At 70.3% G+C, this 17,606-nt stretch carries 11 protein-coding genes; 6 read left to right on the top strand and 5 right to left on the bottom strand.

What is annotated here, in order from left to right; genetic code table 11:
* The first annotated feature begins 23 nt into the window (after positions 1-23).
* Entirely contained in the window at positions 24-1,808 is a 1,785-nt protein-coding gene (locus tag PUW82_RS09710; RefSeq protein WP_274222093.1) for a DUF8094 domain-containing protein, read from the top strand.
* Positions 1,809-2,762 carry a tetratricopeptide repeat protein gene (locus tag PUW82_RS09705; RefSeq protein WP_274222092.1) on the top strand — a complete coding sequence of 318 codons (954 nt, stop codon included), beginning with the start codon at positions 1,809-1,811 and terminating at the stop codon, positions 2,760-2,762.
* Between the two features lie 54 nt (positions 2,763-2,816).
* On the opposite strand, the gene glgB is transcribed toward PUW82_RS09705, so the two are convergent.
* From glgB to glgX, 3 genes are read right to left on the bottom strand one after another with little or no spacing between them, the layout of a single operon-like run.
* Positions 2,817-4,952: a 1,4-alpha-glucan branching protein GlgB gene (gene glgB, locus PUW82_RS09700; protein ID WP_274222091.1), complete on the bottom strand. Its 2,136-nt coding sequence runs from the start codon at positions 4,950-4,952 to the stop codon at positions 2,817-2,819.
* Positions 4,949-7,033, bottom strand: coding sequence for an alpha-1,4-glucan--maltose-1-phosphate maltosyltransferase (locus PUW82_RS09695; protein ID WP_420792744.1), 2,085 nt, complete (start codon positions 7,031-7,033; stop codon positions 4,949-4,951). The genes glgB and PUW82_RS09695 overlap by 4 nt, the downstream gene beginning before the upstream one ends.
* A gap of 47 nt (positions 7,034-7,080) precedes the next feature.
* Positions 7,081-9,150: a glycogen debranching protein GlgX gene (gene glgX, locus PUW82_RS09690; RefSeq protein ID WP_274222090.1), complete on the bottom strand. Its 2,070-nt coding sequence runs from the start codon at positions 9,148-9,150 to the stop codon at positions 7,081-7,083.
* Positions 9,151-9,195: 45 nt separating this feature from the next.
* On the opposite strand from glgX, the gene PUW82_RS09685 reads away from it, so the two are divergent.
* Together PUW82_RS09685 and mnmA are read left to right on the top strand one after the other, a co-directional pair.
* Entirely contained in the window at positions 9,196-10,377 is a 1,182-nt protein-coding gene (locus PUW82_RS09685; RefSeq protein WP_274222089.1) for a cysteine desulfurase family protein, read from the top strand.
* A gap of 9 nt (positions 10,378-10,386) precedes the next feature.
* On the top strand, positions 10,387-11,484 hold the full coding sequence (gene mnmA / locus PUW82_RS09680; RefSeq protein WP_274222088.1) for a tRNA 2-thiouridine(34) synthase MnmA: 1,098 nt from the start codon (positions 10,387-10,389) through the stop codon (positions 11,482-11,484).
* On the opposite strand, the gene PUW82_RS09675 is transcribed toward mnmA, so the two are convergent.
* A complete protein-coding gene (locus PUW82_RS09675; RefSeq protein ID WP_274222087.1) occupies positions 11,441-12,457 on the bottom strand; it encodes an epimerase in 1,017 nt (338 codons plus the stop codon). The two genes, mnmA and PUW82_RS09675, sit on opposite strands and share 44 nt — an antisense overlap.
* Positions 12,458-12,482: 25 nt before the next feature.
* Here PUW82_RS09675 and PUW82_RS09670 point away from each other — a divergent pair, with 25 nt between their 5' ends.
* Both PUW82_RS09670 and ligA read left to right on the top strand, forming a co-directional pair.
* On the top strand, positions 12,483-13,154 hold the full coding sequence (locus PUW82_RS09670) for a DUF4166 domain-containing protein (protein ID WP_274222086.1): 672 nt from the start codon (positions 12,483-12,485) through the stop codon (positions 13,152-13,154).
* Positions 13,155-13,163: 9 nt separating this feature from the next.
* Positions 13,164-15,476, top strand: a complete 2,313-nt coding sequence (ligA, locus tag PUW82_RS09665) for an NAD-dependent DNA ligase LigA (RefSeq protein WP_274222085.1) — start codon at positions 13,164-13,166, stop codon at positions 15,474-15,476.
* A 395-nt stretch (positions 15,477-15,871) separates the two neighbouring features.
* Here the strand turns inward: ligA and PUW82_RS09660 are convergent, their stop codons facing one another.
* On the bottom strand, positions 15,872-17,569 hold the full coding sequence (locus PUW82_RS09660) for a long-chain-fatty-acid--CoA ligase (RefSeq protein ID WP_274222084.1): 1,698 nt from the start codon (positions 17,567-17,569) through the stop codon (positions 15,872-15,874).
* Positions 17,570-17,606: the final 37 nt, after the last annotated feature.

Genomic DNA, 17,606 nt, shown 5'->3' with positions numbered 1-17,606 from the left:
CGGATGTGGAGAGGTGTTTCTTCGTGCGTTTCGTGTGGGCTGTCGTCGCGTTCGTGTTGGCGACCGTCATGATCGGGGCGGGCATCGCCCAGCGGACGATCCTCCGCGGACCGGAGACGGTGAGCGAGTCCGTTGCCGTCGCCGGGGACGCGCCGTTCACGCTGCTGGAAGGCGATGTGCTCACGTCGCGTGCGGGGTCGCAGACCCTCAGCATCCGCGGCGAGGGCACCGTCTTCGCCGCCTACGGCCGGACCGCGGACGTCGAGGCGTGGCTCTCGCGCACCGAGCACAACCGGATCTCGGTCGGCGAGGACGGCGAGGCCACGGTCTCGGAAGTTGCGGCGACGGCGACTCCGGCCCCGAACGAAGACGGCACGGCCGCCCCGATGCCCTCACCGGTCGGATCGGACCTGTGGCTCGAGGAGTTCCAGCAGGAGGACGCCCTGCAGACGTCGTTTCAGCTGCCCGAAGAGATGAGCCTCGTCATCGCATCGGACGGCGCGGCGCCCGCTCCTGCCGACATCGAGGTGACCTGGCCCATCGAGTCGAACACGCCGTGGGCCGGTCCGCTGATCGTCCTCGGCGGTGTGCTCCTGCTGTTCGGCATCGTCATGTACGCGCTCGGGTGGCGGCACCTCCGCCGTTCGCGCGGTCCCCGCCGCAAGGGCATCCCGATGACCGAGACCCAGCCGATCGACATCTCCATCGAGAACGAGGCCAAGGGTGTCATCTCCGCGCGTCCGCCGCGTCGGAAGCTAACCCGCGGGCGGCAGGCGCTCGTCGCTCTTCCGCTCGTCTCGATCGTCGCGCTGTCCGGGTGCTCCGCAGACGCGTGGCCGCAGCTCGCGCCCACGGCGACCCCGTCGCCGACGGCGACGGTCGTCGCGGACCCCGACCAGGCTCCGCCCGCCGTGACCGAGAAGCAGGCCGAACGCATCCTCACACGCATCGCCGAGGACGTCTCGACGGCCGACGGTTCGGCGGATGCCGCCCTCGCGGCGACCCGGCTGAGCGGGCCTGCCCTCGCGGAGCGCGAGACCAACTACACCCTTCGCTCGAAGATCACGGATCGGGCCCCGCTGCCGCCGATCCCGGCCGAGCCGCTCGAGATCCTGCTTCCCGAGACGTTCGAGCAGTGGCCCCGGACGTTCCTCGCGGTGGTCGAAGGCAGCGACGGCGCGGCCGACACCATCATGACCGTCAGCCAGCAGGATCCGTGGTCCAACTACAAGCTCGGCTACATCGCCGAGTTGGCGACCAACACGTTCCCCGAGCTCGCCCCGTCCTACCTCGGCGCGGCGCAGGTCGCCCCGGATTCGCCGTTCCTGGTGCTGGCTCCTCAGGACCTGGCGGCCGCGTACGCGGACCTGCTGACCAACGGCGATGCGAGCCCGTATGCGCAGCTGTTCGAGGCGGAGGGCGACGCATTCCGTGACGGCGTGACGGCGAACCGCGAGCAGATCACGAACGACTTCAATCAGACCGGCGCCGAGACCGGCTCGGTGTCGTTCACGACGCAAGCCGGCAATCAGGCGCCGATCGCGTTGCAGACCCTCGAGAGCGGCGCCATCGTCGCCGTCACGATCACCGAGGATCACACGTTCACGCCGAGCAACCCCGACGCGGTGATCAACGTGCCCGACACGAACCCGGTGGCGAGCGCGCTCACCGGCGTCTCGCAGTCCTCGACCGGCTTCACCACGACGTACGCCGACCAGCTGTTCTTCTTCGTCCCCGGTGCCGGATCCTCCGAGCCGATCCAGTTCCTCGGGTACCGGTCCAACGTCCTCTCCGCGAAGGTTGTCTGAATGAGCGATCCCACCTCCAGCGCTGTGCTCCGCGGCGCCGTCGACCTCTCGACGCTGCGTAACCGTCCGGCTCCGGCCGCCGGCGCTGCACCGGCAGCTTCCCCGGCCGCCGATGGCGCCGGTGCACCGTCGCGACTCATCTTCGATGTGACGGATGAGAGCTTCGGCGAGGTTCTCGAACTGTCGCGCACGGTGCCGATCGTCGTCGATCTCTGGGCCGAGTGGTGCGGGCCGTGCAAGCAGCTCAGCCCCGTGCTGGAGAAGGTCGTGACCGAACTGGCCGGTCGCGTCGTGCTCGCCAAGGTCGATGTCGACGCCAACCCGCAGCTCGCACAGGGGTTCCGTGCGCAGTCGATCCCGATGGTCGTCGCGCTCGTCGCCGGCCAGCCGGTCCCGCTGTTCACCGGCGCCGTGCCCGAGCAGCAGGTGCGCGATGTGTTCGCGCAGCTGCTGCAACTGGCGGCGCAGCACGGTGTCACCGGCACCGTGCCTGTGGGCGAGGACGCCGCCGGTGGCGAGGCGGAGCCGGAAGAGTCGCCTCTGCCGCCGCTGCACGCCGAGGCGTTCGCGGCGATCGAGGCGGGCGATTACCCCCGCGCCGTCGCGGCCTACGAGCAGGCCCTCGCCGAGAATCCACGCGATGCGGACGCGGCCGCCGGTCTCGGCCAGGTCAAGCTGCTCGCCCGGGTGCAGGATGTCGATCTGACCGCTGCCCGCGCGGCGGCCGCCGGCGCGCCGACCGATATCGCGGCGCAGCTCCTCGTCGCCGATCTCGACATCGCCGGTGGACATGTCGAGGACGCCTTCGGGCGTCTGCTCGACCTGTTCTCGGCGACGCAGGATGACGATCGTGCGACGGTCCGCGCTCGTCTGCTGGAGCTGTTCGGTCTCGTCGGCGACACCGACCCGCGCGTCATCGCGGCGCGCGGACGTCTCGCGTCGCTGCTCTTCTGAGCAACGACGAAGGGCCGGCACCCGGAGGTACCGGCCCTTCGTCGTTCCCGTGTGTCAGCGGGCCGGGTTCCGCAGCCAGAGCACGCCGAGCGGCGGCAGCACCATGGTCGCGCGTCCGTCGATCGCCTCGACGGTGCCGAAGTTCCCGACTCCCGAGCCGCCGTAGGCCTCGGCGTCGCTGTTGAGCACCTCGAGCCACGCGCCGTCCTCGGGCAGCTCGAGCGTGAAATCGTGCAACGGAGCGCCCGAGAAGTTGCAGATGACGGCGACCGTGTTGCCATGGTTGTCACGGCGGGCGAACGCCATCACGTTGGTGTTCCAGTGCGGCGCACCGAAGCGGGTGAACGCCTCACCCTCGGAGTCGCGTGACCACAGCGCCGACTCGTCGCGGTAGACGCGGTTCATGTCGGCGACGAAGTCGTGCAGTCCTCGATGAGCGGGCTGGTCCAGTATCCACCAGTCCAGTTCGCGAGCTTCGGACCACTCCGACATCTGACCGAACTCCTGCCCCATGAACAGCAGCTGCTTGCCCGGGTGCCCCCACATGTAGGCGAGGTAGGCGCGCATGTTCGCCAGCTTCTGCCAGTGGTCGCCCGGCATGCGTGTGAAGAGACTGCCCTTGCCGTGCACGACCTCGTCGTGGCTGATCGGCAGGACGAAGTTCTCGCTGAAGGCGTACACGAAGGAGAACGCCAGCTCGCCCTCGTGGTGGCTCCGGTACATCGGGTCGCGCTGGATGTACTGCAGCGAGTCGTTCATCCAGCCCATGTTCCACTTGAACCCGAAGCCCAGGCCACCGTGCTCCGTCGGTGCCGTGACACCGGGGAAGCTCGTGGACTCCTCAGCGATCATCGCGATGCCGGGGTACCGCTTGTAGGCGGTCGCGTTGACCTCCTGCAGGAACGACACCGCTTCGAGGTTCTCGCGTCCGCCGTGGATGTTCGGCTCCCACTGGCCTTCCTCGCGCGAGTAGTCGAGGTAGAGCATCGAGGCGACGGCGTCGACGCGCAGCCCGTCGACGTGGAACTCCTCGAACCAGTAGAGCGCGTTGGCGACGAGGAAGTTGCGCACTTCATTGCGGCCGTAGTCGAAGATGAGCGTGCCCCAGTCGCGGTGCTCGCCGCGACGGGGGTCGGGGTGCTCGTACAGGGGGCGGCCGTCGAACTGAGCCAGCGCGAACGCGTCCTTGGGGAAGTGCCCCGGTACCCAGTCCATGATGACGCCGATGTCGGCTTGATGCAGGCGGTCGATCAGGTAGCGCAGGTCGTCGGGCGAGCCGAACCGGCTGGTCGGCGAGTAGTAGCCCGAGACCTGGTAACCCCATGAGCCGCCGAACGGATGCTCGGCGAGCGGCAGGAATTCGACGTGCGTGAATCCCTGCGCAGCGACGTAGTCGATCAGCTGGTCAGCGGCCTCGCGATAGCCGAGCCCCGCGCGCCACGAGCCGAGATGCACCTCGTAGACCGACATCGGCTGCGAGACCGGGGTCGACGTGCCGCGGTGCTCGAGCCACGCGGCATCCTGCCACTCGTACGAGCTCTCGGTGACGATGGATGCCGTCGCCGGCGGCACCTCGGAGCGGCGGGCCATCGGGTCGGCCTTGTCGATCCACGCTCCGTCGGCGGTGAGGATCTGGAACTTGTAGACGGCACCGGCGGTCAGGCCGGGGACGAACAGCTCCCACACTCCGGAGTCGCCCATCGAGCGCAGTGCGTGGCCCTGGCCGTCCCAGCCGTTGAAGTCCCCGATCACGCGAACGGCCCGCGCATTCGGTGCCCACACCGCGAACGACACGCCGGGCACCCCGCTGTGCACACGAACGTGGGCGCCGAGGACGCGCCACAGCTCCTCGTGGCGTCCCTCGCGGATCAGGTGCAGGTCGACCTCGCCGATCGTCGGCAGGTGGCGGTAGGGATCGTCGGCGACCCACGCGGGCGCGCCGTCGTACGTCGCGACGATGCGGTAGGCCTCGGGACGGGCCTCGAGCGCCGCCTCCCACACGCCGCTGCGCAGGTGTCGGAACGACGCCTCGGGCTGATTCGCGAACACGGCGGTGACCGCGCTAGCGAGGGGGCGCCGTGCGCGGAGGACCCACCCGTCGGCGGTCTCGTGCACGCCGAGCACGTCGTGCGGCGCGTGGTACGAGCCGGTGGCGACCGAGTCGAGGACGTGGTCTGCGAGGGCGTTCATCGGCGTTCCTTCACGTGCAGGATGTGCACCGGTTCGACGAAGGCGTCGAGGCGCACATAGTTGTGGTCGTTCCAGGTCCAGACCGCTCCGCTGAGGAGATCCTCGACCTCGTACGCGTCTCCGGGCGCGACGCCCCAGACCGTGGTGTCGAGGTGGACGGTCGTCTCACGGGCGGAGTGGGCGTCGACGTTCACGACGACCAGGATCGTGTCGGCGATGCCGTCGGCGGTCAGCTCCGCGGGCAGGTGCTTCGAGAACACGACGATGGCCTCGTCGTCCGACCAGTGGAACGAGAGGTTCCGGAGCTGACGCAGCGCAGGGTGGGCGCGTCGGATCTCGTTGAGCCGAGTGAGGAACGGTGCGAGGGACTCGCCCCGTTCCTCGGCGCCGGCCCAGTCGCGCAGCTTGTACTCGTACTTCTCGTTGTCGATGTTCTCTTCGGAGCCCGGACGTGCGACGTTCTCGACGAGCTCGTATCCGGCGTACACACCGTACGACGCGCCAGCCGTTGCGGCGATCGCAGCGCGGATCTTGTAGGCGGGGCGGCCGCCGTACTGCAGGTACTCCGTGAGGATGTCGGGGGTGTTCACGAAGAGGTTCGGACGCATAAAGTCCGCCGTGTCGTGAGCGACCGAGGTGAGGAACTCCTCGAGCTCGTCCTTCGTGTTGCGCCAGGTGAAGTACGAGTAGCTCTGCTGGAAACCGGCCATGGCCAGACCCTGCATGGGGGCGGGGCGGGTGAACGCTTCGGCGAGGAAGACGACGCCCGGCGTTTCGTCCGCGATCGTCGCGATCAGCCACTCCCAGAACTGCAGCGGCTTGGTGTGAGGGTTGTCGACTCGGAAGATCCGCACCCCCTGCGTGATCCAGTGGCGGACGACCCGCAGCACCTCGGCGCGGATCCCGGCGGGATCGTTGTCGAAGTTAATGGGGTAGATGTCCTGGTACTTCTTCGGCGGGTTCTCTGCATAGGCGATGGAGCCGTCCGGGAGCGTCGTGAACCATTCCGGGTGCTCCGCGACCCAGGGGTGGTCGGGGGAGGCCTGCAGGGCGAGGTCGAGCGCGACCTCCAGTCCGGCGTCGGATGCCGCCGCCAGGAAGTCTCGGAAATCTTGGAGTGTGCCGAGGTCGGGGTGGACCGCGTCGTGGCCGCCCTCGGGGCTGCCGATCGCCCACGGCGAGCCCGGGTCGTTCGGTCCGGCTGTGAGGGTGTTGTTGGGGCCCTTGCGGTGGGCGCGTCCGATCGGGTGGATCGGCGGCAGATAGAGCACGTCGAAGCCCATGGCTGCGACACCGGCGAGGCGGTCGCGAGCGGTCACGAAGGTGCCGCTGCGGACGGTGCCGTCGGAAAGCAACTCGGCCCCCTCGGACCGGGGGAAGAACTCGTACCAGGCGCCGACGCCCGCGCGCTCGCGCTCGACGAGCAGCTCGCGCTCGTCGCCGAGGGTGAGCAGCGACTGCAACGGCCGCTCCGCGAAGATGCGCGCCAGGTCGGCGTCGCGCACCACCTCGAGTGCGTCGACGGCGTCGGCTGCCGCATCGCGCAGACGCGCCGCCGCGGCATCCAGGAGCTTGCGCTCGGCCGCGGGGCGAGCCTTGTCGCCGGCCGCCTGCTTCAGCAGCAGCGCGCCGGACTCGCGCATGAGGTCGACGTCGATGCCGGCGGCGATCTTGATGGCAGCGGCGTGCTGCCACGTCGCGAAGTCGTCTCCGAACGCCTCGTAGCGGAACCGCCAGACCCCCTCGGTGAGGGGTGCCACGAGAACCGACCACCGGTCGAACCCGTCGTTCAGGGGCGTGAGGCGATGCAGCGACTCGGCACCGGCGGGGGAGGTCAGCCGCAGGTGCACGCCGATAACGTCGTGCCCCTCGCGGAAGGCCGTCACCCGGAACGGCACGGCCTCACCGGCGAACGCCGAGGGCCGGAAGAGGTCGCCGGGTACCGACGGGGCTGGTCGCTGCAACGGGATGCGTCCCGTCACGGTGTCTCCCGCCCAGGAGGCGGGCTCGGCGGACCGGGCCGGGATCTCGGCGGTGCTGCGGAACGGGACGGATGCGGTCGTGCGCGTCAGTGATGCCACGGCTCGAACCTATCGCGGAGGCCCGGTTCGAAAAACGGGCTTGCGCCTCAGTCCGCTCTGAGCAAATGGAGCGTCGGACCCGAGACGGGGATCCGGTCGCCGGAGGCGAAGCGTGCACCGCCGGCGCGCGGCCGTTCGTCCTCGCTCGACCAGAGCGAGACGAAGGAGCGCACCCCGGCGACGACGGGGAGCGTGACCTCCGTGTCGTCTTCCCGACCGTGCACGACGAGCAGGACGCGGTTCGGCGCCTCGTGAGCCGGGGTGGATGTCGCGAGGTACTGCAGGGTGCGCTGCTCCGGGTCGGTCCACTGCGCCTGCGTCATCCCCTCACCGTTCCCGTCGAACCAGTGCATGACCGAGGCCTCGGGCACGTCATCAGCGGGGTCGGCGTACCGGACGGGCCGGAGGGCGGGGTTCTCGGCGCGCAGGCGCGTCAGCGTCCGGATGTGCTCGAGGATGTCGACCTGCCAATCGGCCAGCTGCCAGTCCATCCAGGTGAGGGCGCTGTCGTGGCAGTAGGCGTTGTTGTTGCCGAGCTGCGTGCGGCCGAGCTCGTCTCCGGCGGTCAGCATCGGGGTGCCGGCGGAGAGCAGCAGCGTGCCCGCGAGGTTGCGGATCGATCGGCGCCGGGACGACGCGATGTGCTCGAGGTCGGTCTCGCCTTCCGCCCCGTGGTTGAACGAACGATTCGTGTCGGCGCCGTCCCGGCCGTGCTCACCGTTGGCATCGTTGTGCTTGACGTCGTACGACACGAGATCGCGCAGGGTGAAACCGTCGTGCGCGGTGATGAAGTTGACGCTCGCCACCGGCCCGCGCTCGGATCCGAACAACGGCGCCGAGCCCGCGAGGTTCGTCGCGAGGCCGCCGACGCCCGCGGGCGAGGTGCCCGCCCGGCGCAGGTAATCGATGTCGCTCAGCCAGAAGTTGCGGATGCCGTCGCGGTAGCGATCGTTCCACTCCTGCCATCCGTCGCCGAAGCCGCCGGTGTGCCAGCCCCCGAGCCCGATGTCCCACGGCTCGGCGATCATCTTGTCGCCCTGCAGGACCGGGTCGTCGATGATCGCGCGCAACAGCGGGTGCTCCGGGTCGAATGCGTGATGGGCGCCGCGCCCGAGGGTGACGGCGAGGTCGAAGCGGAAACCGTCGATCTGCACCTCGGTGCTCCAGTAGCGCAGCGAGTCGAGCACGAGCCGTGCAACGCCTTCCTGGGAGGTGTCGACCGCGTTGCCGCATCCCGTCACGTCGACGTAGGCGCCGTCGTCCTGCTGGCGGTAGTACGCACGGTTGTCGATGCCCCGGAAGCTCGAGCGCGGACCGCCCAGCTCGAGCTCGGCGGTGTGGTTGTACACGACGTCGAGGAGCACCTCGAGCCCCGCTGCGTGCAGGGCGCGAACAGCCGTCTTCAGCTCGTTCAGCACCGCCGTCGGCCCGGCGCGGCGGGCCTCCTCGGTCGCGTAGGCGGGGTGCGGCGCGAAGAACCCGAGGGAGTTGTACCCCCAGTAGTTCGTGAGTCCGAGGGCGAGCAGGCGCGGCTCGCTGTCGAACGCGTGGATCGGCAGCAGCTCGACGCTGGTGACCCCGAGCGAGACGAGGTGCTCGATCATCGCGGGGTCCCCGAGGCCGGCGTAGGTGCCGTGCAGCGCGGGCGGGATGTCGGGATGCCGTTTGGTCAGGCCCTTGAGATGCGCCTCGTAGATGACGGTGCGGTCCTGCGCCACGCGGGGCTTGCGCACGCCGCGCCAATCGAAGGCGGTGTCGACGACGACGGACCGGTGGTCGCCGGGCCCGCCCGAGACGAGGCCGCGGGCGTATGGGTCGAGCAGGAGAGTCTGCGGGTTGAAGACGTTGCCGGGCCCCGGGGGGCCGTCCACGCGCAGGGCGTAGCGGACACCGGGGCGCAGCGCGTCGATCCGCGCCTCCCAGATGCCATCGCCGACGAGGGCGAGGGAACGCTCGTCCACGGCCCAGTCCAGGTCGTCGTCGTCGAAGAGGACGACCGAGATCGCGTCGGCTCGATCGGACCAGACCCGCAGCGTGCCGCCGCCGTCGTGGAGCGTCACGCCGAGGTCGGCGAAACGGGCGTCGTGCAGTCCGGCCGGGCGCGTGCTGTCGGGCATGCGATCTACAGTAATGAGCGACGGTGAACGCTTCGGGAGGATCGAATGGTCGTCTACCTCGATCACGCAGCGACGACGCCCCTTCGCCCCGAGGCTCGCGACGCCTGGCTGGCCGCTCAGGAGGTCGTCGGCAACGCGTCCTCGGTCCACGGCGCCGGGCAGGCCGCACGGCGACTGCTCGAGGATGCGCGAGACGTCGTCGCGCTGAGCCTGGGGTGCGAGCCGATCGAGGTCGTCTTCACCTCGGGCGGGACCGAAGCGATCAATCTCGCCGTGAAGGGACTGTGGCTTGCCGGCAAGGAGGGGGCACCGATCGTGCTGCCCGACGGCGAGCACCACGCCACGATGGACGCCGTGGCCTGGCTCGCCTCGCGATGGCACGCCGCCGTGCGGCCCGTCCCGCTCGACGGGCTCGGCCGGATCGACGCCGACGCCTTCGCTGCGGCGCTCCCCGGCGCAGGGCTCGCCACCGCCCTTGTAGCGAACAACGAGGTCGGCACGCGTAACGACCCGACGACGCTGGCAGCCGCGGCGCGGGATGCCGGGGTGCCGCTGCACCTCGACGCGGTCGCGGCGCTCGGGTCCGTCCCGCTCGACTTCGCCGGCTGGCGCGGCGCGGGTGCGAGCGCCGGGGGCTTGGCCGCTCTGTCGGTCTCGGGCCACAAAGTGGGTGCGCCCGTCGGCACCGGAGCGCTGGTCGTCTCGCGTCACGCGCAACTCACTCCGCTCGCGCACGGCGGCGGGCAGCAGCGCGGCCTGCGCGCGGGCACACCGGATGTCGCCGGGGCCGCCGCCTTCGCCGCGGCGCTCGCCGCCGCCGAGACCGAACGCGAGGTCGAGAGCGCGCGACAGGAGGCTTTGCGCGACCGGCTCGTCAGCGGCATCCGGTCGATCGTTCCCTCCGCCGTCATCCTCGGCGACCCGCGCGACCGATTGCCGGGCAACGTCCATGTGCTTTTTCCGGGCACGATCGGCGAGACGCTGTTGTTCCTCTTCGACACGGCGGGGATCGCAGTCTCGACCGGCTCGGCGTGTCAGGCCGGGGTCACCGAGCCCTCCCACGTCGTGCTCGCCCTGGGACGCGACGCCGACGACGCCCGCGCCGTTCTGCGCCTGACCCTGGGACGCACGAGCACGGTCGACGATGTCGACGCGTTCCTTGCGGCCCTGCCCGAGGTGCACCGCCGCGGGCTCGCGGCCCGAGCCGCCCGTCTCGGCCGCCCGTAGACTGAAGCGATGCGAGTATTGGCGGCGATGAGCGGCGGCGTCGACTCGGCGGTCGCCGCGGCGCGGGCCGTCGATGCCGGACACGACGTCGTCGGAGTGCACCTCGCCCTCTCGCGCGCCGGCGGCACGCTGCGCGCGGGAAGCCGTGGCTGCTGCACGATCGAGGATGCGATGGATGCGCGTCGTGCCGCCGACCGGCTCGGCATCCCGTTCTACGTGTGGGACTTCTCAGAGCGTTTCCGCGACGACGTCATCGACGATTTCGTGTCGGAGTACCGCGCCGGACGGACACCCAACCCGTGCATGCGCTGCAACGAGAAGATCAAGTTCGCGGCACTTCTCGAGCGCGCGCTCGAGCTCGGGTTCGACGCGGTATGCACCGGACACTACGCGCTGCTGGTCGATGGCCCCGACGGGCGCGAGCTGCACCGCGCCTCGGATGCGGCGAAGGATCAGTCGTACGTCCTCGGTGTGCTGACGGCCCAGCAGCTGGCGCACACGTACTTCCCGCTCGGCGCGACGCCGTCGAAGGCCCAGGTTCGCGCCGAGGCAGCCGAACGCGGACTGACGGTGGCGCAGAAGCCCGACAGTCACGACATCTGCTTCATTCCGGATGGGGACACCCGCGGGTGGCTCGCCGACAAGGTCGGCGCGGAGACGGGCGAGATCGTCGACCGAACCGGGGCGGTCGTCGGCCGCCACGAGGGCGCCCACGCTTTCACCGTGGGGCAGCGCCGTGGCCTGCAGTTGGGCGTCCCCGCTCCCGACGGGAAGCCCCGGTTCGTGCTCGAGGTGCGCCCCGTCGACAATCGGGTCGTCGTGGGCCCGAAGGAAGCGTTGGCCACGGCGGAGATCGCCGGCGGTCGCTTCACGTGGGCGGGTCGGGCCCCGCGCGAGGGCGTCTTCGCCTGCGAGGCGCAGATCCGCGCCCACGCCGACCCCGTGCCGGCGCGCGCCGTGCTCGCCGACGACGAGATCGTCGTCATCCCCGAGACACCCTTCGACGGTGTTGCTCCGGGGCAGACCGCGGTCATCTACGACGGCACCCGGGTCATCGGCCAGTTCACGATCGACCGGACCGTCTCGGCCGTTCCGGTCGACGCCTGATAGCCGCGTCCGCGGCTTCGAGCGCGTCCCGCAGGTCGGTGTAGCGGAAACGGTACCCCGCCTCGAGAAGGCGTCCGGGAGCGACCCAACGGCTCTTCAGAATCAGTTCCGGCTCCGTCCGCAGCAGCCACATCGCCGGTTCGAGCATCCAGCGCCAGGACGGCATCCCGACCGGCATGCGTGCGATCGAACGAAGCGTGCGCATGAGCGTTCGGTTGTCGGACGCGCTCGGCGCCGCGACGTTCACGACTCCGGCGATGTCGTCGTGGTCGCGCACGAACCGCAGCACGCCGACCACGTCGTCGACGTGCACCCAGCTGAAGCGCTGCCGGCCGCGGGTGCGGTGCCACGCGGGTCCGCTCGGGGTCGGATGCGCGCCGATGCCGCGATAGCGGCGGTGGGGGATGATGGGGCCGTCGATCTGCGGGCCGCCCAGTCCGATGCGCGCGAGCGTCAGCAGCATCGCCGTGGCGGGCCCGGCGCCGAACACGATCGCCATGCGCAGCGCGACGCGGCGGGTGGCCGGCAGATCGTCGGCGAAGAACGCCTCCTCCCACGCCCGCGCGACGTCTACCGAGAAGCCGGTGCCCAGATCCCCGTCCGTCTCCGTGTGCGGTCGGTCGGTGGTGTGCCGGTAGATGGTCCCGGTCGACGCGTTGACCCAGAGTCGCGGCGGATGCTGCGAGCGGGCGACGGATGCCGCGAGGGTGCGGGTGGTCTCCACACGCGACCGGAGGATCTCGTCCCGGTTGCGATCGGTGTAGCGGCAGTCGACCGACTTGCCGGCCAGGTTGACCAGCAGAGCGGCGCCGTCGACGGCGGCATCGATCGCGGCGTGGTCGTGCCACCGGGTGGCCGTTCGTCGCCCGATCGTGGTCACGGCATAGCCGTCCGTGGTGAGCGCCTCGACGACGGCCGCCCCGATGAGCCCGGACGCGCCGGCGACGACAGCGCGAGGTGGTGTTCCGTCCATGACGTCATCGTAGTAGTTTCTGAACATGTTCAGTAAGCGCGCGCAGGAGGGGGACGGGCTATCGGTCTATCAGCGCGCGCTGGGTGCGCGGTTCGTGCTGCTCGACCCGCTCCTGCAGCGCTACTTCGGCCCCGTGCCGCCCGGATCGACCGGGGTCGGGCACGGCGTCTTCGAGCACGCGGGCTACCGCGGTCCGCGGTGGCTGCGACCCCTGATGGTCATCTTCGCCGCAGCGGAGGTGATGTTCCCGGACGCCGCGTCGAACGTGCCGTTCACGGTGGAGAACACGCCCGGGCCGGGCACGAGCCTGCGCGGCGTGCGCCTCTTTCGCTTCCCGAATCGGGCGCGGCGCATGGTCGACGCCATGACGGCGTCGCGCGGGGGCGAGGTGGTCGACCGCGTCGGGCGGGGCGGCCTGCTCGAGGTGCGGCTGCGGCCGGAGGTCACGCGAGGCGGAATGCGGCTCCGTTCGGTCGCGCTCGCCCTCCGCGCGGGCCGGCTCCGGCTCCCGCTTCCCCCGATGGCCTCCGTGGTGGTGGATGAGCGGGTCGACCGCGTCGACCCGGCCCGGCAACGCGTCGATGGGCGGGTGAGCATGTGGCCGGTGGGCGAGATCTTCCGTTACCGGGGCTCGTTCACGTACCGCATCCAGTCGGCCGTCGGAAACCCCTCTGCCGGCGTCGTACCCCCTGCCTAGACTGACGAGGTGGCACACGGAGAACTCCCCGAGATCACGCTCGACGAGGCCCGCGAAGAGGCCGGCGGCCTGATCGATCGCATCACGGCGGCCCGCGACGCCTATTACGGACGCGACGCCGAGGTCGTCGACGATGCGACCTACGACGCGTGGATGCGCCGCCTCGACGAGCTCGAACGGCGGCATCCCGAACTGCAGACGCAGGATTCGCCGACGCAGACGGTCGGCGCAGCCGAGTCGACGCTGTTCGCGCCGGTCGAGCACGCCGAACGCATGCTCAGCCTCGACAACGTCTTCTCGTCCGACGAGCTCACTGAGTGGTGCGCGAAGGCGGCAGCCTCTGCGGGACGACCCGTGCGGTGGCTGTCGGAGCTCAAGATCGACGGACTCGCGATCAGCCTGCGCTACGAGAACGGCGCGTTGACCTCGGCTGCGACGCGCGGTGACGGCCGTGTGGGCGAGGACGTGACGATCAACGCCCTCCGCGTGACGGGCATCCCGCAGCGCCTCGCGGGCGAAGGACATCCGCCCATCGTCGAGGTGCGGGGCGAGATCTTCATCCCGGTGAAGGAGTTCGCCGCGCTGAACGCGCTGCAAGCCGAGATGCGCGACCGTGTCATCGACGAGGCCCGCGCCCGGTCGCGCGGTTTCGACGAGGAACGCGCGCGGATCAGCGCGGAGCGGCGGTTCCCGGCGTTCGCGAACCCGCGCAACGCCGCCAGCGGCGGCCTGCGCCAGCAGCTCGACAAGAAGAGCGGCCTCGAGCTCGAGGCCGCCGAGGCCCGCGTCCGCTCCCTGCGGCTGTACGTCCACGGCATCGGCGCGTGGCAGAGTCCGCCGGTGGACTCGCAGAGCGAGATCTACACGCTGCTCGCCGAGTGGGGATTGCCGACCAGCCCGCACTCGCAGACCCACGACACCATCGAGGGGGTGCTGGCCTACGTCGAGCACTACGGCGAGAACCGCCACAGCGTCGAGCACGAGATCGACGGCGTCGTCGTCAAGATCGACGAGCTGGCGCTGCACGACGAGCTCGGAGCCACCAGTCGCGCTCCGCGCTGGGCGATCGCGTACAAGTACCCGCCCGAACAGGTGAACACGAAGCTGCTCGACATCGTCGTTTCGGTCGGACGCACCGGCCGGGCGACGCCGTTCGCGGTCATGGCGCCCGCGCGTGTGGCCGGCAGTGTCGTGCGCCAGGCGACCCTGCACAACCAGGACGTCGTCCGCGCCAAGGGCGTCCTCATCGGCGACACCGTCGTTCTGCGCAAGGCCGGCGACGTGATCCCCGAAGTGCTCGGACCCGTCGTCGAACTGCGCGACGGCACCGAACGCGCCTTCGTCATGCCCACCGACTGCCCCGAATGCGGCTCGACACTGCGCCCAGCGAAGGAAGGCGACATCGACCTCCGGTGTCCGAACGCCCGATCCTGCCCGGCGCAGGTCCGCGGACGTGTCGAGCACGTCGGATCACGTGGCGCCCTCGACATCGAGGCGCTGGGCGAGGTGACGGCAGCCGCGCTGACGCAGCCACTCGGAGACGCGATTCCGCCGCTCGTGACCGAGGCCGCGCTCTTCGAGCTCACCCTCGACCAGCTCGTGCCCATCGAAGTGATCGTCCGTGATTCCGAGACCGGGGAACCCCGCGTCGACGAGAAGACCGGCGAGGTCGTCCGTCGCGCGCCGTTCCGACGTAACGCCTCCGCGGCCGAGAAGAGAGAGGGCCTCACCGGCCCGCAACCGTCCGCTCAGGCGCTCAAGCTGCTCGAGGAGCTCGAGAAGGCGAAGACGAAGGAGCTGTGGCGATACCTCGTCGCGCTCAGCATCCGTCATGTCGGTCCGGTCGCCGCGCGCGCGCTCGCGCAGTGGTTCGGGTCGATCGCGGCGATCCGCGCGGCCAGCCGCGACGAGCTGGCGTCCGTCGAGGGCGTCGGCGGCATCATCGCCGATTCGCTGATCGACTGGTTCGACGTGGACTGGCACCGCGAGATCGTGGAGCGCTGGGAAGCCGCCGGCGCGCGCCTCGAGGTCCCGGGGCACCCCGGGCCCGGCGCGGCGGTCGTGGAAGGCGGCGTTCTCGACGGCCTCACCGTCGTCGCGACGGGCTCGCTCGAGGGGTACTCGCGCGAAGGCGCGCAGGAGGCGATCCTCGCCGCGGGAGGCAAAGCAGGTTCCTCGGTGTCGAAGAAGACCGACTTCGTCGCGGCCGGTCCCGGCGCGGGGTCGAAGCTGGCGAAGGCGGAACAGTTGGGTGTCCGCATCATCGATGCCGCGCAGTTCCGAATCCTCGTCGAGCAGGGACCCGCCGCCCTCGATGCATGAAACCTCTCGCGCAGCACCGTGGGTGCGTCAGGCGGGCCCAGCTGGGGACAACTCCTGTCCGGTGCCCGTGACGTGATCTCGGGTGCCGACCGTCACGAGAAGGTCGCGCGTCGGATCAGCTCACCCGCAGGAGATCGCCTGGCTCGACCAGGAGCGCCGTCGGGTTGCCGAGACGATTCGGCGGTGCGTAATCGCCGCCGAGAATGTGATCGGCGACCCGGAGCGGCGTGAACCGAGCTTCGCCTCCTCGATCGGCTTGTTCGGCCTCGCCATCCCGAGGTCCTCGTGTCCGGGCTCAGCGATGGCAACGCCGGCGCTCTCATCACCGACGTCGTCGCGCACGTGCGGGCTGCAGTCGGAGCCGGGCAGCTTCCGGGCCTGAGCGGGCGGCCGGGTCAGTCGGCGAGCAGCCGGTCGCGCACCTGGCGGCGCAGAACCTTGCCGATCATCGACTTCGGCAGCTCGTCCACGACGACGATCCGGCGCGGCACCTTGTAGGCGGTGAGGATGCCGCGGCAGAAATCGCGGACGTCGCCTTCGTCGATCGTCGCGCCGGGTGCGGGCACCACGGCAGCGACGACATCCTCGCCGGAGTGCTCGCTCGGCAGGCCGACGACGGCCGCATCCGCGATCTGCGGGTGTTGCCGCAGCGCGATCTCGACCTCCGTGGGGGCCACGTTGAATCCGCCGGTGATGATGAGCTCTTTGATGCGGTCGACGATGCGCACGAATCCGCCCTCATCGATCTTGACGATGTCGCCGGTGCGGAACCATCCGTCGACGAAGACCTTCTCGGTCTCCTCCGGCTTGCCGTAGTAGCCGCCGAAGACCTGCGGTCCGCGCACGAGCAGCTCGCCGCGGGCGCCGGGCTCGACGTCGCGGGTCGGCTCGTCGGGATCCACGACGCGGCACTCGGTCCCGGGAAGAGGCAGGCCGACGGTCCCCGGTACGCGGTTCTCCGCGACCGGGTTGGCCATCAGCACCGGCGAGCATTCCGACAGTCCGTAGCCCTCGACGAGGTAGCCTCCGGTCGACGCCTCGAACGGCACGACCAGCTCGTGGGGCAGCGCCATCGCACCCGAGATCGCGACCTGCGTTCCGGCGAGCGAGACGCCCGCCGCGTCCGCGGCGGCGAGGAGGCGCTCCGCGATCGGCGGGACGAGGGGCAGCAGGGTCGCCGGGTGACGCTTGTGAACCGCCAGCACGAGGTCCGGGTCGAACTTCGGGAAGAGCACGAGTCGTGCGCCCATCGACATCGCGAAGGTGAGGCACAGCGTGAGTCCGTAGGCGTGGAACATCGGGAGGACGGCGTAGACGACGCATCCCGCGCCGCGCTCGATCGTGGGGACCCACGCCTGAGCCTGGGCGGCATTGGCGAGCAGATTGCGGTGCGTGAGTGCCGCGCCCTTGGGGTTGCCGGTGGTGCCGCTGGTGTATTGGATGAGTGCCAGATCGCCCGTGGTCGGCCCGACGTGACTCGCCGGTAGCGGGTCGTGGCGCTCGGCATCGGACCACAATCCGTGCACGCGGTTGCGGGGGACAGGAGCCGTGAGTGCGTCGCGCGAGGCGCGTGCCTTCGCGATCGGCAGGCGCAGCGCGGCGCGCATGCGCACGGGCATGGCTGTGGTGATGTCGACGGCGATGACGGCACTGAGCGCGAGGTCGTCGGGGAAGTCGAGGAGCACCGAGACGAGCTTGCTCCACACGATGGCGACCTTCGCCCCGTGATCCTCGAACTGCTTGCGCATCTCGCGCGGGGTGTAGAGCGGGTTGTGCTCGATCACGACCGCGCCCAGGCGCAGCACGGCGTAGAAGGCGACGATGTGCTGCGGACAGTTGGGCAGCACGATCGCAACGCGGTCGCCGCGCCGCACGCCGGCGTCACGCAGATACGCCGCGGCACGGTCGATGCGCTCCTGCATCTGCCGGTACGACATCGTGCGTCCGAAGAACTCGAGAGCCGGTGCGTCGGGATGCTCGCGGGCCGAGGTCGCGACGATGTCGACGAGCGAGCCTTCGATGGGTGGCAGGTCCTGGGGGACCCCTTCGGCGTAGCTGGCGATCCAGGGACGCGGCGGGTCGTAGGTCGTCACGGCAACACCCTACGGGTCTCGGGGTTCCGCCTGCCCC

Source organism: Microbacterium thalli (assembly GCF_028737325.1).
In the GTDB taxonomy this organism is placed as follows: domain Bacteria; phylum Actinomycetota; class Actinomycetes; order Actinomycetales; family Microbacteriaceae; genus Microbacterium; species Microbacterium thalli.
The sequence above is the reverse complement of the archived record's forward strand: the minus strand, read 5'-3'. Positions and strand labels throughout refer to the sequence as shown.

Excerpts from the sequence above, each read along its gene's own strand:
- PUW82_RS09705 (WP_274222092.1), top strand. The coding sequence starts at position 1,809 with ATGAGCGATCCCACCTCCAGCGCTGTGCTCCGCGGCGCCGTCGACCTC.
- glgB (WP_274222091.1), bottom strand. The coding sequence starts at position 4,952 with ATGAACGCCCTCGCAGACCACGTCCTCGACTCGGTCGCCACCGGCTCG.
- glgX (WP_274222090.1), bottom strand. The coding sequence starts at position 9,150 with ATGCCCGACAGCACGCGCCCGGCCGGACTGCACGACGCCCGTTTCGCC.
- PUW82_RS09685 (WP_274222089.1), top strand. The coding sequence starts at position 9,196 with ATGGTCGTCTACCTCGATCACGCAGCGACGACGCCCCTTCGCCCCGAG.
- mnmA (WP_274222088.1), top strand. The coding sequence starts at position 10,387 with ATGCGAGTATTGGCGGCGATGAGCGGCGGCGTCGACTCGGCGGTCGCC.
- PUW82_RS09675 (WP_274222087.1), bottom strand. The coding sequence starts at position 12,457 with ATGGACGGAACACCACCTCGCGCTGTCGTCGCCGGCGCGTCCGGGCTC.
- PUW82_RS09670 (WP_274222086.1), top strand. The coding sequence starts at position 12,483 with ATGTTCAGTAAGCGCGCGCAGGAGGGGGACGGGCTATCGGTCTATCAG.